The organism is Paenibacillus sp. J22P218 (assembly GCF_056269195.1).
Map to the genome: position 1 here is coordinate 333,064 of NZ_JBWDNL010000006.1, position 16,449 is coordinate 349,512.

The window sequence follows — 16,449 nt, forward strand, 5'->3', positions numbered from 1 at the left end:
GAAATGATACCATCCGAGGGATCAGACAGAAAGGCAGCGTGCAACATGTACGACATTATTATTATTGGCGGCGGCCCATCCGGCTTAATGGCAGCAGCCGCAGCAGGCAGCGGGGGAGCAGACGTACTGCTCATCGACAAAGGAGACAAGCTCGGCAGGAAGCTCGGCATATCCGGCGGCGGCAGATGCAATGTGACAAATGCGAAGGAGCTTGACGAGCTCGTTAGACATATACCCGGCAATGGCCGTTTTCTATTCAGCGCTCTGAATACATTCAGCAACCGCGACATCGTCGCGTTCTTCGAAGATATGGGGATCGCGCTTAAGGAAGAGGATAACGGAAGAATGTTTCCCGTTTCGGACAAGGCGAAGACCGTCGTTGATGCGCTCATTCGCAAGGTGAAGGAGCAGCGCGTCACGGTAAGAACGCTATCCCCCGTCAATGAGGTGCTTTATGAGAATGGCACTGTAAGCGGCGTTAGACTTGCAAGCGGTGAAACCATTAAAGCGAAGGCGGTCATTATTGCTACTGGGGGCAAATCCGTACCCCATACCGGCTCAACAGGCGACGGTTATCCTTGGGCGAAGATGGCTGGGCATACGATTACGGAGCTATATCCCACTGAAGTTCCGCTTACTTCCTCCGAACCTTGGATTCGATCCAAGGAACTGCAAGGGCTATCGCTTCGCGGCGTCATCCTTACCGTTTGGAGCCATAAGGGCAAACGTCTCGTCTCGCATGAAGGGGATATGATCTTTACTCACTTCGGGTTATCGGGTCCGGCCGCGCTTAGATGCAGTCAGTTCGTCGTGAAGGAATTGAAGCAGACGAAGGCAGCCGACCCGAGCAATGCTGCACGAGCAACCGTTTCCTTAACAATCGACCTTCTTCCGGGTAGCACCGAATCCGAGGTGTACGAGGAAACGCTTCGTATGGCGAAGCTCGAGCCCCGTAAAGCGATCCGCAACGTCCTGCGCGGCTACCTGCAAGAAAGGCTGCTCGAGTTTCTATTGGATCGCTGCGGTATTTCCGGCGACATTACGTACGACAACATACCGAAGGAGCCTTGGCTTGCGCTCGCGGCGCAAATCAAAAGCTTCCCCGTAGCGATAAATGGTACGTTATCGCTAGAGGAAGCTTTCGTCACAGGCGGCGGCGTCCATTTGAAGGAGATCGATCCGCGCACAATGGAATCCAAGCTCATGCCTGGATTGTATTTTTGCGGTGAAGTACTCGATATACACGGTTATACAGGGGGCTATAATATTACAGCTGCCTTTACGACCGGCTACAATGCAGGCACGAGCGCCGCGCTTAGCATTGGAACGGCCGACTTAGGCTAGCTAGATCCGCACATCGCCGGAGAAATGATCGTACGTTCCCGCATCCGGCAGAAACTCATCGTCATAATCAGCGTCATCGTCACGGTTGCGGAGGAGGTCAGCCTCCTCCTGCCCTCCGGCGGCGTAGGAATCTACCCAATCCTCGTTAACGACATGCGCTGGAATCGTAACCGCATCAAGCGCGTAAGCGCTGCTCGTTACGGCCCACTCCGCAATATGCGACTGCTCCACCAGCTTCCCTCCATTCGCTTGCGCAATCTCCAAAGCCGAAGTTAAATCGCTGCCTTCAATGTGAATATGTATACGATTATTATCATGTAATACGGGTGCATAACCAAGCTCCTCTAGCGTATCAGAGGCAAGCGCCGCGCTGCGCGCATCGCTGAATTCGAACAAAATAGCGGATTGATCGGTCAAATTCATCTTCCTTTCCTGCGTTTCCATTAGTATGCCTATTTGTACGGCTAATCATGTTTCCATTGTTGTTTTTTGCTAAGGACATCAATATTTCAAATTTAACTATGTCTTTATGTTAGCTTTTGTGACATAATTAGTTATGATTATGTTTGAAACATGTGAACTGATGGGAGGACGTCATCGATGAATCATTTATTTTATTTACTTACGGATCCGATGCTTATCATTGAAATAAAGGAATCCCGCCTGTATATTCGCGATGTTAATCAAGCATTTACCGAATTCTCGGGCTTTAAGAAATCCGATCTGCTCCATTTGGATCCTTCTTCGGCCATTTCGACCGCTGATACAGGCAACTCCTTCTACGATGTTATTCATAGCCTCTCCGAGGATGAATGGTCATCGCCTTCGATAGAATGCGCTTTGGTTACCAAATCATCTACGCCAGCCCCGATTCGCTTATCCAGCCGCAAGCTTCAAAGCGACGGTCTCACCTTCTACGTTCTTATTTGCAAAGATCTTAGAGAAACGAAGTGGATTGACGATTATATCGTTCAGAACAAAATTATGATATCCACCATCGTCGATGACAAATATAACATCAAGACTTTGAAACATTATTACGCTCCCGTCCAGGAGCCCGCCTCGTCGTATATCGGAACTTCCATCTACGATATGGTTCTAGAGCATGACCGCAGCAAAGCAAAGCGCGTACTCGAATACGCCAAAAACAATCGCACGGCAGAGAAAATCGACTTCCAGCTCAAGCTAGGCGACCGCAGCTACTCCACGAGCGCTCTCATTCAGCCTTTCTATAACGGCAACCGCAGCTTCAAGAACTTCGTCGTTATACTTATGAACATGCAGCTTAGCTCGCAAGAGGAGGATCCTTCCTACAAGCTGCGCATGCTGATGCTGAGCAAGAACGTATCCGTCACCTCGCTGGCGCAGTCCACGCTTATATCGCTGACGACGATTTCCAAAATTCGCAACGGAAAAATCAAAAAGCCCCAGCGGCTCACCGCCGAGCTGATCGCCGGCGAGCTTGGGGTTAGACCTGAGATGATATGGAGCAACTTCAAACGGTAACTACAACTTGAATTGCTGAACGACCTGCTGCATTTGAACCGAAATATCGGCTAAATCTTGCGCCGCAGAGGATATATCCTCTGCGGATTTGTATTGCTCCTCGGCCGATTCCGCAACGGCACCGGCAATATCCGATGTCCTTCTCGCAATATCAGTCATGTGCATGATCGAGGAGGTTACCTCCTCCGAGCTTGCCGCAAGCTGCTGAGATGCGGCAGCAACCTCTTGAATTTTGCTAAGCACATTCATCGAAGCGTTCGAGATCTGCTCGAACGACTCTCCCGCTTCCTTCATGCTCGCTAGTCCTTCCTTCGTCTCATGCTCACTCGCCCGCATCGCTTGAACCGTCACGGTTGTATCCTCCATGACCTTGCCAAGAAGCTCCGTTATACGTGTGACCGATTCCGCAGATTGCGTCGACAGCTTTCGTACCTCCTCGGCTACAACCGCAAAGCCTTTGCCATGCTCGCCTGCCCTTGCGGCTTCAATCGCTGCATTCAAGGCGAGCAGATTCGTCTGCTTCGAGATGCTGCCGATCAGATCAGAGACGACTCCGATGCTGCGCGTATGAGACTCTAGCCGATGGACCTGCTCTGCCGCTTGACGAACGGTCTCGTCGATCGACGTCATTTTGAAGACGACATTTTGAACCGTTCGACTGCCTTCCTTCGCTTGTTCCGTTGCGGCTGCCGACATCTCCGATACGTATGAGCTTGATTCCGCAATACGCGACACGCCGACGGCCATTTCTTCGCTTGCCCGGCTAATTTCCTCGAACCGATGCATCTGCTGCTCTGAGCCTGAAGCAACTTCCTTAAAGCTGTCTGCGGCTGCTTTGGACGAAGAGCGGTTACTGTCCGATACGGTCATAAGAGCATCCGATGCGCCTGTAATGTTCAGCGAAGCGTGCTGGACCGCATTCATCGAAGCGCGCAATGCACTCAGCATCGTATCTGCAGCCTGGACCATCTGTCCAACTTCATCACGATTACGAACCGTGGGGACTTTCACTTGCAGATTGCCTTTTGCCACTTCTGCCAGCACCAATGCCGTCTTCTGAATAGGAGAAGAAATTGCCCTTCTTATGTAGAGAATGAACATGACTATAACGACGCCCGCAATTACAAGTCCAATCAAGATCGACATGTTGCTGCTGTCGTACGTCTCCTTGCTAATCTGCTTCGCCGCTTCCGCGCCTTCATTATTTGTGCGAATCAGCGTATTCGTATACGTCATCATCGTATTAAACGATTGATCCGATTCGGCCAGCGCCGCTTCAATCTTCACCTCGTTGTCCCACTTGGCTGCTTCAAGCATTACTTTACGGTAAATCGCGATATATGACTTCCATTCGCCGTCGAGCGATCGGAACATGCTCTCGTCTTCGCCCTCCGACTTGTTCGCGCTGTAATCCTTCATCAGTTTGTCGATCTCCACTATCGCGGCATCGCCTTCAGCCAGAAGCATTTCCTTCTTAATCGCTATGCTTGTCCGCGCCACCTGCATCTGCAGCGTATAAATATGCTCCATCATATAATTGATTTGATGGATCGTGTCGATATTGGCAAGCCACGTATCGGTAATTTGCGCCGTTTGGCTATTCATCTCCTTCGTCATTTTGAATACAAGGACACCGTTAGCCATCAATATGATAAAAATAGTCAGGAATGAAATCGTCAGCTTGCGGCTCACCGTCATACTTAGATCGAACTTGAAGCTCTTCATATTCATTTTCTTTTTCATATTCAGCACCTCCAAGATGAATGTCGCACCAATTCCACAAACCCTTTATGTCAGTATATCTCACATGATGGTGAGTCCAAAGACGTATACAGGTTATGAAATGGGGACTAGAGGCATAGTTTCCTTGTCCTTATATCCATTTCTCAACCTTTATGGAGAAAAGTTTAAAACTTTAAATCAAATGACTCTTTCTCAGCATTTGTCGAAAAATAGCACAAAAAGAAGCAGCAGCCGAGACGATCTCGACTGCTGCCCTATCTAACCTATTTTGTTATTTCGTACGGTAAGGCGCCAATGCCTCATTCAAGCTGCGTGTCTGAGCATATACCTGTTGGTACACCTTGAAGATGCCTTCATAGGTTTGGACCGCTTCAGGCTGCGGCTCGTAACGATCCGCGTGCTTCACGAACTTGTCGGCGCATGCCTCCAAGCTTTCGAACCAGCTAGATCCGTATGCAGCGAGCATAGCCGCACCAAGTCCCGGACCTTGCTCGTTCTCTAGCGCAACAACTGTCGCTCCGAATATATCGGCTTGCATTTGCAGCCATACCGGATTTTGCGCGCCGCCGCCGATCGAGACGATCGTATCGACCGTCTTGCCGGCTTTACGGAACATGTCGACAGATTCGTTAAGCGAGAACGTAATGCCTTCCATAACCGCACGGGCAAAATGCTTCCGCTCATGCGCGCCGTCAACGCCAACGAAGCTGGCGCGAATGACGGCATCCGCATGAGGCGTCCGCTCGCCGACGAGGTACGGCGTGAAGAGCAGGCCGCCAGCACCAGGCTGAACGTCGCCAACGCCTTCAAGGAACTGATCGAATGATTCGTTCGGCGCGAATGTTTTCTTGAACCAGCTCAGGCTATATCCTGCTGCCAGCGTAACGCCCATCGCGTAGAAGGCGTCTTGCTTGCCGTGGTTGAAGAAATGCACCTTGCCTGCGAAGTCTTTCGATTTGTCGTTTTCATAGGAAAGAATAACGCCGGACGTACCGATACTGCAAAGCGTAAGCCCTTCGGACAGGATGCCAGAACCGATTGCGCCGCAAGCATTGTCTGCGCCGCCTGCGAATACTTTCGTCGCCTCGGTAAGACCCGTTGCAGCTGCAACCTGCGGTAGAAGCGTACCTACGAGACCATGCGACTCAATAAGCGCTGGGCAGAAGCTTGCTGGCAGATTGAATGCGTCCAGAACATCAAGACTCCATTCCTTGCCCGCAACATCTAGCAACAGCGTTCCTGCTGCGTCGGAATAATCCATATGAAGCTCGCCCGTCAACCGATAGCGTACATAATCCTTCGGCAGCAGGAACAGCTTCGCTTGCTCGAAGGCTTGCGGCTCGTTTTGACGAACCCATAAAATCTTCGGCAGCGTGAAGCCTTCAAGCGCCGGGTTGCGCGTAATGCTGAGCAGCTTGCCGCCAAGCGTGCGCTCAATCTCACGGCATTGCTCCGTCGTGCGCGTATCGTTCCACAATATCGCGTTGCGAACCGGATTGCCTTCGCCGTCCAGCAGCACGAGGCCGTGCATTTGTCCGGAGAAGCTGATGCCTTCGATTTGTGTTTCGTCGATGCTGGAGGAGGAGGCGAGCTCGCGCAGCGCCTCGATCGTAGCATCAACCCAGTCATCCGGCTTTTGTTCGCTCCAGCCGGAATGTTCATGGAACAGCGGGTAGCTGCGGGATGCTTCCGCTGCTACCGTGCCGTTCTTGTCGACGAGCAGCGCTTTAACCGCGCTCGTCCCTAGATCTATACCGATAACGTAGCTCATTCGTAAGAGAACCTCCCCAGCTTATACGCTGAAAATAACTTCGCTAAGCATGAGGCGGATGCGCTCTTGGCGTCCGGACTCGTTTTTGATTGGGTTGTTTTGAAGCGCGTATTGCTCAAGCGATGCAAGCGTCGCTTTGCCGGATACGATCTCCGCGCCGATACCTTCTTTGAAGCTGCGGTAACGGTTGTCTACGATGTTGTCGAGAATTTTCTCGTCGATTAGTTTCGCAGCAGCCTTCAAGCCCCAAGCGAAGCTATCCATACCAGCGATGTGCGCCAAGAACAGATCTTCCGCTTCGAACGAACCGCGGCGTACTTTCGCGTCGAAGTTAACGCCGCCACGGCCGATGCCGCCAGCTTTAAGCACTTCGAACATGGTAAGCGTCGTGGAGTACAGGTCAGTCGGGAACTCATCCGTATCCCATCCAAGCAGCAAGTCGCCTTGGTTCGCGTCAAGCGATCCAAGCATGCCGTTGATTGCAGCTGTGCGGATTTCGTGCTCGAACGTGTGTCCTGCAAGCGTTGCATGGTTAGCTTCAAGGTTCAGCTTGAAGTGATCTTTCAAGCCGTATTTTTGCAAGAATGCAATTGTTGTAGCCGCGTCGAAGTCGTATTGGTGCTTCGTTGGCTCTTTAGGCTTAGGCTCGATCAGGAATTGCGCGTCGAAGCCGATTTCTTTCGCATAAGCGATAGCCATGTGGTACAAGCGAGCAAGGTTGTCAAGCTCGAAGCCCATGTCCGTGTTAAGAAGCGTCTCGTAACCTTCGCGGCCGCCCCAGAATACGTAGTTTTCTGCGCCAAGCTCTTTGCCGACTTCAAGACCTTTTTTCAATTGAGCGCCAGCGTATGCGTATACGTCAGCGTTGCAAGTTGTGCCTGCGCCGTGTACGAAGCGTGGGTTCGAGAACATGTTAACCGTGTTCCAAAGCAGCTTTTTGCCGGAAGCTTTCATGCTGTCCTTCAGCAAAGCTACGATTACATCAAGGTTTTTGTTCGTTTCTTGCAGTGTAGCGCCCTCAGGAGCGATGTCTACGTCGTGGAACGCATAGAAAGGAATATTCAATTTGTTCATGAATTCGAAGTTAGCTTCTACGCGAGCTTTGGAACGATCAAGACCATCGTATTGATCCCAGCCGCGAACCATTGTTGCGTTACCGAATGGATCAGTGCCGTTAGCGTTGAATGTATGCCAGTAAGCAACCGCGAAGCGCAGGTGCTCTTCCATTGTTTTGCCGAGAATGACTTGCTTAGGATCGTAGTGTTTAAATGCTAGCGGATTGTCCGAACCTTTACCTTCAAACTGGATTGTGTCGATGCCTTTGAAATAAGTCATTGAGAACAAAATCCTCCTTCACGAAATTCGATAATTTTTTTGAAAACGTTCTATTCACAGAATAACACGCCTTAACTTAGTTTGTCTATTAAACAAACTAAGTTTTTGTGTTAAAATGATTAAAACTTTGCTTGCTCTCAATTTCACCCTATTCAGTATGCGATTCAGGCAAGCTGTATATTCGATTTTTCATCACACATGATACAATAGAAGTTATTGTCAGGCGGACGGAGGCTTACTTGATTGAAACAGAAACCAACCGGAGACTTAGCGTTAATCAAAAAAATGAATACATCAATCGTACTCGAAGCCGTAATCAAGCACGCACCACTGTCTCGGGCTCAAATATCGGAGCTGACTGGACTTAACAAAGCAACCGTCTCGAGTCTTGTTCAAGACTTGATTGACAGCAATCTGGTGCTTGAGATCGGTCCGGGCGAATCGAGCGGCGGACGCAAGCCGGTCATGCTGCTGTTCAACGGTACAGCCGGCTATGCGGTCGGCATCGACCTTGGGGTTAACTATATTCGAGGCGTTCTCTCCGACCTGGAGGGCAATGTCGTCTCGGAGCTGCAACGGCGCATGAAGCGCCAAGATCCCGACTTCGCGCTGGAACAGCTTGCGAGCTGTATCGAGGAACTCATGGGGAAAGCGCCGGAGAGCGCCTACGGTATTGTTGGCATCGGCGTAGGCGTGCCGGGCATTGTCGACGATCATGGCAGCATTCTGTTTGCGCCGAACTTGAAGTGGCGGCAAGTCGAGCTGCAGCGCTTGCTAGAGGAGCGCTTCGAACTGCCTGTCACGATAGATAATGAAGCGAATGCCGGCGCGCAGGGCGAGCAGAAATACGGCGCGGGTCGCGGTATCCGCAATCAGATTTATGTCAGCGTGGGCATCGGTATCGGTACGGGCATTATTTTGAACAAGGAGCTTTATAAAGGAGCTTCTGGTTTCTCGGGAGAGCTCGGCCACCTATCGATTGAATACAACGGCAAGCCATGCAGCTGCGGCAATCAAGGCTGCTGGGAGCTTTACGCATCGGAGAATGCGCTATTGGAACGTGCTGCTTCGCTCGGTTTCGACAGCTTGGAAGATCTGCTTGCCTCCGCAGAGGAAGGGAACGAACAGGTGCGCGAGCTCATTAGCTCAATCGGAGATTATTTAGGGGCAGGGATTGCGAACATCGTCAATGTCTTTAACCCCGACGTCGTCATTATCGGCAATCGGATGAGCCGTGCGAAGACTTGGCTGGAGCAATCCGTACAAGCTGCCGTAGACCGCAGAACGCTCTCCTACCACCGAGAACGGCTGCTTATTTTATTCGCGGAGCTGCAGGACCAATCGGCGGTTCGCGGAGCTGCTTATTACGCGATCAGCAAGTTTTTCACGAAAATTAAAAGTTAAATGGCATGCAGGTGCCAAGCGACTCTGGCTTCTTCGATCGTATTCCCTTTCACCTTTTGTCATTTGGGTGGAATTTATCCAGTCAAAACAGCGTCTTTTGGGGTCTAAGCTGCTTTTGACTGGAAAACCTCCACTCTAATTCCACGCTGTAGACCTTTTTCACCACTTTCACTATTTTAGGCTGTATGAAATCCAATCAAACAACGAACTTCGGGTAAATTAGCTTTCTTGGCTGTATGAAATCCATTCAAATTTCTCGCAAACGGCAATAAGGCCCGCTACGTTGCCGCAGCGAGCCTTATCTCTTATAAATGCTTTTACTGAACTCGATGAACGCCTACAATTTCGATCATGTCTCCTTCAATAATGACGGTAACCGTTGCTGATTTGATTGTTCCATTATTGTAGAAAGCGGTAAATGTAAAGGTCAGCGGTCCATCGTCAAGCTTCGCAAGCTCTTCATTCCATAGCTCGCTTCCCCAGCTAGTCCCGCTTCCATTCAACTTGGACAAAGACACCGTATATGCACCCATCTTCACTTCAACACGATCCGCTTTCGTAGCCGTTGCGGTCACCGTGGTAGCGGACTCCAGCAGGAACTTCTCTCCCGCCCAGAATACATTATATCCGCGAGGCGACTCTGGATTGCCGCTCTCCTTCTCATTAGAATTGCGGCGATGCTCGTTCCACAGATCCGTATGCTTCACTGAGCCATTCACCGTTAACGGCAGCACGGTTACGGTTTTGACTGTCACGACCGGCGGCGCTTTGCCATCGCTGACTGTCATCGTTACCGTCCACGAGCCTGCATCGACCATTCGGATTAATGGCGCAGTTGCGGGATATGGAGAGGTTAGCGTATAACTGTAATTTGTTTTCGTCCCTCTAGGATTAACTAACTCGTACGATACTGCCAACGAATCACCGTCCGCATCTGCGACGATCGACTTGAATTGTACCGTATCGCCTTCGTAGACAGGCTTCGGAAGCCAATCGAAATCCGCAGTCGGCGGTCGGTTATTGACGACCTGAACCGTCTTTACGACCGTCTCTACATTGCCGTTCGGAGTTGTGGAGCGCCATTCGAACGTATACGTACCGCTTGGCATCGTGCCGACTGTAAGGCTTCCCGACCAGTTTTTCTGTCCATATCCAAGAGTGCTCGCAGTGACAGGCGTAAGCGTAATGGTTTTCTGATAGGAAGATCCTTTGAACGCTGTTACCGTTGTAGTTGTAGGGTATTTGGTCGTTGACGCAATAAGCTGATACGAATCCTTAACGACAAGCATACTGACATCATTCGCAGCTGGTTCACCAATAACAGCATCTATGCGACCGGTTAATTCTATCGGTGTTAACACTCTGACGTTGTACGAATGAGCTGCTGTCGAACCAGCTACAGAACCGTTGGCGCGAATAACGAATGAATAGTTTCCATCCGGCGTCGTTGCAGGTATCGTGAAGCTTTCATTTGCCCAGCTAATATCATTAACCGACTTCGTACCCGTGTAATAAGCAACATTACGGGAGAGTTGCGTCCCCATCGACATGGCAAGCGATATGGAGTACGGATAACGCGTCCATAGATCATAAGCAACAAGGCCTTCGCTAGCGGGAATGCTCGTTAGCGAGAAGCCGCTATAAGCGGTCTTCAGGTTGCTTTTGAATTGGACGGGAACCGTGCTCGGCAGCACGAATGTCCTCTGAATCGGATCACTCCAAACGCCTTCGATGTCTTGCGCTGCATAATCCAATACATAGATGCCTGGCTGCAATTCATTAGGTATCTTCGTAAATACTTCTCCTGTTTCTTGATTCGTGAACTTAATAGTGCGATCTTGAATGCCTCGGTCGGAAGCCGCTCTTGTCACGTTATGATCCAGATCATAGCTCATATCTATCCATGTGGTACGATATGTATTCGATGCCGAGAGATAATCGAAGTCCATCGTCACATCGGCGATCGGCTTGCGATGGACGTACACCTCGATTGCGCTTTCGTTCGAATTGTAAGCATAACCGGAAAAGTTCGGGTCGGTTGTTGGCAAATCTTTGATTTTACGATAGAAAACATACTTCCCAGGTTTATGGAACGTCACTTGCGATTGATATAATCTCCAATGGCTCCCAAGCTTCGCCGATATGAGCGGCTGCCCCGCGAATGAATCGTATCCCATCGCATTATCGTAATAATTCGGATCTTGTGTAATTTGCAGCAGATCGGTATCGGCAGGCGTCGGATCATCCTCGTAATCAAATGTCGCCGTCACCGTCTCGATCGGTTCTCCAAGCAGCTTCAGCACCTTCGGTATTTGCGGATTACTCTCGGCAATATACGCAATAACCGCTTCTATAACTTGATCGATCGGCTTGTTATTGAGAATATGCTTATCGTGCTGTAATTGAGCCGCTATATCATTGCTACCAACCAGGATTAACTTCGCATTATGCCTGCTCATGAGATATTGCAGATCCGTTAGTTCAGTCACATTGCCATCCGATATATAGATTACATATTTGAACGGCACGGTCCTCATGAACGAAGCGTCATACGGCTGACGAATATCCTTGTAAACCGTACCTGAGTAAAAACCGGTATAACTATTTTTTGACACCATATTAGGTACCCAAACATTATGTGTCCAATACACCGTACCCGCATAACTTGCTGTCCAAGTGTTGGAGCATGATCCGTTCGGCGTACCTCCGGTGGATGGACAAGAACCACTAGGCGACTGACCTGTTCGACTTAATGTTCCAGAATATTTACCATCGCTGTAAGACAGGGTGGAAGGGCATGTTGACCTTGATGTTTGGCTAGACATTTTGCCGTCCTCATCGTAATAGGTTATTACATCATTACTGCAAGAACCCGTACCCGTCTTATGATCTGTTACTGATACATACTCACCTTCATCAACGCTATACGGAGAATTGGATACGCTTGTTCGAGTCAGAGTCCCGGAATATCCCCCGCTTGTCGTATAGCTAATCGTTGTTGACGGATAAGCCGTGCCTGTCGCTTTTGACGTACTGGCTGGTTGATCGTAGGTATAGGTCTTCATATCCCATACGCCGATATTGCTCATCATATTGCTGAGCGTGAAGGAGTTCGTGATCGCTACCTTTTGGTTTTTCACATAGTCCGTTGATGCTTGGGTCAGATTCTTATCGAGTAGGAAAAATACGTCCATGTCCGGCTTCTCCGTCGGAACATCGATGTACAAATCAGAGGCCGGAGCGTAGTTGTCGATGAAAAAGTGCGACCTTGACGTATTGGCTTTATCGTCCGCAGCTGTAATAAACTCCATTAACCGTTCTTCGTTCGTACCCTCTTTCGCTTCCACAACGATCTCGTATTGTCCAAGCTTATCGAGCGTCGGTAGCTCTGTAACATCTCCCGTACTCTCAAATACCTTCGTATCGAAAACACCTTGGTTTTTGGAGTCGAAGAACACTTGCAGCTTCTTCTCTGCGATGTAGTCGCCATCGGTGCTCTCAACTTGATAGTTAAGCTGCAACTGCTCCAATCGGCTGATTTGGTCGCCATATGCGTGCGCGATAATGGCTGGCTTATGATCTTCGATTATTTGGTAATCGACGATATATGGATCGCTGTAGCGCGTATAGGTTTTGCCATTATGAACTATGACGCGTTTGGCCGCTATGCTGAGCTGGTAATTACCTGTCGATTTGTACATGTACATCTTTTCGCTAAGATTGTTCTCGCAATAACCTGTCCGGCATTTCAGATTAGGATCTGAGGAGTCCACGAAACTAAAAGATGTGATGGTAAGCGGCGCTTGCTTCTCTGTCCATTGGTCGTTGCTCTCCTTCGATCGGTCATAAGCTTGCATCGTCCTGTTTTCTTTGAACAACCCCTCAAGCGCTATGGAAACACGGGGCTTCGTCTCATGCACAACTACATGGCGGCGAAAGATGGATTCCGTTCCATCGGGTGCTGTGAACGTTATGTCCACCTTCACCAGACCAATCTGCTCCTCGCCAAACACATATTCACCTCGAAAAAAAGCTTTAGAATCCACCTCTGCACCCGCGACAAATACCCGTTTGGTGAAGTCCACATACTTTGCAGCTTCATCGCACGGTTTATGAGGGATATAATCAGGATCTTTCTCTGTTACTGGCATTGGCACAACATCGTACCAGTCAAAGGCAAATTCCACATTCGGCATAATGTACTGAGGCGGAGCAGGTCCGGTATCGGTCTCAGGCGTCATTGGAGGGCATCCAATTATTATTGGGTCTGAGATAGGAAGCTGACTAACATTTATATTTTTCACTGCAATAGAGCTGTTGTTGTTTGTCTGATCCTTGTCGACAATCGTCTGCGTGATTTGAAACGATTGATAGACTAGAGCTTCTTCAACCAGTTCGTTCGGAAACTTAGCAGCAATGAAATCATACAAAAACTTTGTCACGGCAGCTTGATCCAAGTAACCCGTATTGGGCGACTTCACTTCCGGAATAGCAGGATTGTATGTCCTTGTCACTTTCGTGCCGTCTTCAATATTCTTAATCTCAAACGTATAGTAATCTACATCCTTACCGTAGGACATATCTTTGTACATGATCTGAGATTGCAGGAAAGCAGATTTATTAACGAACTGTATTTGCGGATTAACACTAAAATCTGAAAGCATCGGTCCGGTCGTTGGTTTGAACTTCAGATTGAAATGACAACCTTTCTCCGCACTAGACGGATTCGCCGATGTATGATTATTATAGTAAACCGTAGCTTTGGCGTTAAGATCATTATTGTTATTTGTGCCGTATATCCACTCATCCGGATTTGTCTTAATAAGCTTGTCCGTATCGATGGTCATCGTTACGATCCCGCTGGCCGTATTATCCTTCGATACGACTCCGCTATTTTTATTAGAAGAAGCGAGTTTAAGCTCTTGGCCGTTTTGATCCATTACGGATAAATGCCAAAACGCGATATCCTTCCGCGTATAATATATCGTTTCGTATTGGAGATCCCCGATTTTCGTCGTGTCATCAAGCGTCCCGGTGATTTTCACCTGCACCTTCACCGTTCGCTCTTTCCCAAGCGGGTTAGGCTCGCCGTTTAACGATTCTACTTTGCAGGCTGCTGCTGAGGGCAGTTTTTCTAGCGGGTCAAGCTTTTCCATCGGAAACGATTGATACCAAACGGAGTCCGTATCCCAGCTAAAGTGAAACAACCTGCCGACCCCTGCCTCTCTAGTTGTTGGGTTTTGTTCGATGGCGAAGTAGTTGCGTGGGTCGTTGTTACTTTCATTCCTAGGCAAGACTTCATAACGATTGGAGTAAGACACACCTTTATAAATCTTGAAATCGATTGAGCGATTTATATTGTTTCGGACTTGCAGAAATTTATCTAACATGACACTTTCATAAAAACCATCACGATTTTCATAAACATAACCTGGACTTGCTGGTTTATATTTGTAGCTTGAGGGCAAATTAAGCCAGGGTTGGTAAATCCAATGTTTATCTGCTAGTTTCGTGCTCGTAGAATCATCTCGAACGAGCCAGTTATTCGAATAAAGAGATCCATCTTGTGTATAACCTAAGAACCGATATTCCCCCCAAGCCATATCCCCTGTATCTGCATCTTCACCGTAAAAATGGCCTTCATTTTTTCTTACCGTGCCGAAATCCCCAGGCTGCCACCCCTTAGTAAATGATTGTACTGTATCCCGAACTACCTTTGGATTTCCGTAGATAATAAATTTCATTTGTCCACTATTACTTACTGGTGTGTTGCCACTGGATGAACTATAAACAGCCCATTGTTGATGATAATACTTAGAATTGAACTTAAAGTTATCTTTATTACATGGTTTAATTTCGGTTGGAATAGGGCCATCTACATTCGGATCAGGATTATATTTACAGGTATTTTTCTCACCATTGATATATTCAGGTGTAGCTGTTGCAGCAGCTTTGGTCTGATCTGGATTGATTATTAACGAGCTATATGAAGCAATTAAGCACATGATAAGTACGACTGAAACGATCCTCTTAGGTTTTTTCAATTGAGCACCTACTCTCAAATGTTAGTATTTCATGGTCAGTGTAATATTACTTTTCTCTGAATACAGTTCGAACTTTCTGTTATTGAACGTAAATTCAACAGGTTTAGAACCTAGTGTGATCTCCAATTCGGCTAATTTGGTTTTTAATTCCTTCCCTTTGCTATTGCCAGCAAACAAATCTAGTAATGCATCAAAATACGCAGCGGCAAATGGCATTTTTTTATTAATCGGATAGGCTACCCCCATGCGCTGCGACGTCCCTTCTGCGACTCCTACTGATAAATCCCTTGGAGCTAACTTTTCAAGATCACCTATGCGAACAAGGAAATCATTTTTTTTAGCAGTATCTTGACTGTCGTAAACTCCGAAACCTAAACCCTCTTGCGATATATAACCTTTCGTAACGTGCTTCTTAGCAAGAGCAGCCATACTGTTATACATATCGTATTTGAACTTGTCGCTTATGAGGTAGATGTTCCCATTAACCTCTGCATAATATTGTCCAGTTAGATCCGGTTTGTATGGCGTACGAAGCGTTTCATCACGCAGTCGTTGCACCATCGTAAGTGCTTCGGCACGGGTTACGAAGCGATGAGGATAGAAATTCCCATTCGGATAACCAGCCATGAGCCCAGCTAACAGTACATGAGCGCGATAGTTTTTGACAGACGTATTCGTAAACGTATTAAAGTCTTTTAGTCCGCTGTGTGTAGTAACAAAATCTGCGTAATAAGGATCGAGCGTATTATCGTATTGTGTATACCATTCACCAAGAAGGTAGGATGCTTGTTCTCGTTTTATTTGTTTTTTATACACCTCGTAGTTTTTCGGGAAAATCTCATCGAAAGTTGGCAAGTAATCTACCTCGTAGAGCAAATCAATAAACGGCTTTGCCCAATAGCCTGATTTTGCTGGTTTGAAGTCAAAACCATTTCGGACAAGTGAACCAAGTTTCATTGCAATATCCGGTCGCTTATCAGCCAGCTCCATTATCCAATCTTCATCAAACTCCGTTTTCCCGTCTGTTGTCGTTTTTGAAAACGCCTTAAGCATCATGACCACAAACTGATCTGCTTTCACCACATCATTCGGACGAAATGTGCCGTCAGGGAAACCGTCGACGAGACCGCTGTTATACGCGCTAATAATATTATCCTTGGCCCAATGCTTCTCAATATCCTTAAACGGGAGCTTCGCTTCAGCAGCCTCTGCTTTCGGTGCAGTATCCTTACCAACGAAACCAACTCCAATAATTAGCGTTACCGCTATTGCAAGATTGAGCATTTTTCTAAACATTCCATT

Annotated in this window: 9 protein-coding genes; 3 read left to right on the plus strand and 6 right to left on the minus strand. The window is 48.2% G+C overall.

What is annotated here, in order from left to right:
* The first annotated feature begins 45 nt into the window (after positions 1 to 45).
* Positions 46 to 1,344: a BaiN/RdsA family NAD(P)/FAD-dependent oxidoreductase gene (locus tag AC0YN0_RS25160; RefSeq protein ID WP_475823716.1), complete on the plus strand. Its 1,299-nt coding sequence runs from the start codon at positions 46 to 48 to the stop codon at positions 1,342 to 1,344.
* Here the strand turns inward: AC0YN0_RS25160 and AC0YN0_RS25165 are convergent, their stop codons facing one another.
* Positions 1,345 to 1,788 carry a hypothetical protein gene (locus AC0YN0_RS25165; RefSeq protein WP_475823717.1) on the minus strand — a complete coding sequence of 148 codons (444 nt, stop codon included), beginning with the start codon at positions 1,786 to 1,788 and terminating at the stop codon, positions 1,345 to 1,347. It lies immediately after the preceding gene.
* A gap of 156 nt (positions 1,789 to 1,944) precedes the next feature.
* On the opposite strand from AC0YN0_RS25165, the gene AC0YN0_RS25170 reads away from it, so the two are divergent.
* On the plus strand, positions 1,945 to 2,850 hold the full coding sequence (locus tag AC0YN0_RS25170) for a helix-turn-helix domain-containing protein (RefSeq protein ID WP_475823718.1): 906 nt from the start codon (positions 1,945 to 1,947) through the stop codon (positions 2,848 to 2,850).
* Here the strand turns inward: AC0YN0_RS25170 and AC0YN0_RS25175 are convergent, their stop codons facing one another.
* The 3 genes from AC0YN0_RS25175 to xylA form a co-directional block, all read right to left on the minus strand.
* Positions 2,851 to 4,593 carry a methyl-accepting chemotaxis protein gene (locus AC0YN0_RS25175; protein WP_475823719.1) on the minus strand — a complete coding sequence of 581 codons (1,743 nt, stop codon included), beginning with the start codon at positions 4,591 to 4,593 and terminating at the stop codon, positions 2,851 to 2,853. It lies immediately after the preceding gene.
* Positions 4,594 to 4,864: 271 nt separating this feature from the next.
* Complete coding sequence (gene xylB, locus AC0YN0_RS25180) at positions 4,865 to 6,364, minus strand: xylulokinase (protein ID WP_475823720.1); 1,500 nt, start codon at positions 6,362 to 6,364, stop codon at positions 4,865 to 4,867.
* Between the two features lie 21 nt (positions 6,365 to 6,385).
* Entirely contained in the window at positions 6,386 to 7,699 is a 1,314-nt protein-coding gene (gene xylA / locus AC0YN0_RS25185; protein WP_442048273.1) for a xylose isomerase, read from the minus strand.
* A 243-nt stretch (positions 7,700 to 7,942) separates the two neighbouring features.
* On the opposite strand from xylA, the gene AC0YN0_RS25190 reads away from it, so the two are divergent.
* Positions 7,943 to 9,103 carry an ROK family transcriptional regulator gene (locus AC0YN0_RS25190; protein ID WP_442956387.1) on the plus strand — a complete coding sequence of 387 codons (1,161 nt, stop codon included), beginning with the start codon at positions 7,943 to 7,945 and terminating at the stop codon, positions 9,101 to 9,103.
* Positions 9,104 to 9,420: 317 nt separating this feature from the next.
* Here AC0YN0_RS25190 and AC0YN0_RS25195 read toward each other — a convergent pair whose 3' ends face one another.
* Together AC0YN0_RS25195 and AC0YN0_RS25200 are read right to left on the minus strand one after the other, a co-directional pair.
* Complete coding sequence (locus tag AC0YN0_RS25195) at positions 9,421 to 15,108, minus strand: Athe_2463 domain-containing protein (RefSeq protein ID WP_475823853.1); 5,688 nt, start codon at positions 15,106 to 15,108, stop codon at positions 9,421 to 9,423.
* A 60-nt stretch (positions 15,109 to 15,168) separates the two neighbouring features.
* A complete protein-coding gene (locus tag AC0YN0_RS25200) occupies positions 15,169 to 16,443 on the minus strand; it encodes an S-layer homology domain-containing protein (RefSeq protein WP_475823721.1) in 1,275 nt (424 codons plus the stop codon).
* Between the last annotated feature and the right edge of the window lie 6 nt (positions 16,444 to 16,449).

Coding starts and splice junctions, on each gene's coding strand:
- AC0YN0_RS25160 (WP_475823716.1), top strand. CDS start 46: ATGTACGACATTATTATTATTGGCGGCGGCCCATCCGGCTTAATGGCA.
- AC0YN0_RS25195 (WP_475823853.1), bottom strand. CDS start 15,108: ATGTGCTTAATTGCTTCATATAGCTCGTTAATAATCAATCCAGATCAG.
- xylA (WP_442048273.1), bottom strand. CDS start 7,699: ATGACTTATTTCAAAGGCATCGACACAATCCAGTTTGAAGGTAAAGGT.
- AC0YN0_RS25175 (WP_475823719.1), bottom strand. CDS start 4,593: ATGAAAAAGAAAATGAATATGAAGAGCTTCAAGTTCGATCTAAGTATG.
- xylB (WP_475823720.1), bottom strand. CDS start 6,364: ATGAGCTACGTTATCGGTATAGATCTAGGGACGAGCGCGGTTAAAGCG.
- AC0YN0_RS25200 (WP_475823721.1), bottom strand. CDS start 16,443: ATGTTTAGAAAAATGCTCAATCTTGCAATAGCGGTAACGCTAATTATT.
- AC0YN0_RS25170 (WP_475823718.1), top strand. CDS start 1,945: ATGAATCATTTATTTTATTTACTTACGGATCCGATGCTTATCATTGAA.
- AC0YN0_RS25165 (WP_475823717.1), bottom strand. CDS start 1,788: ATGGAAACGCAGGAAAGGAAGATGAATTTGACCGATCAATCCGCTATT.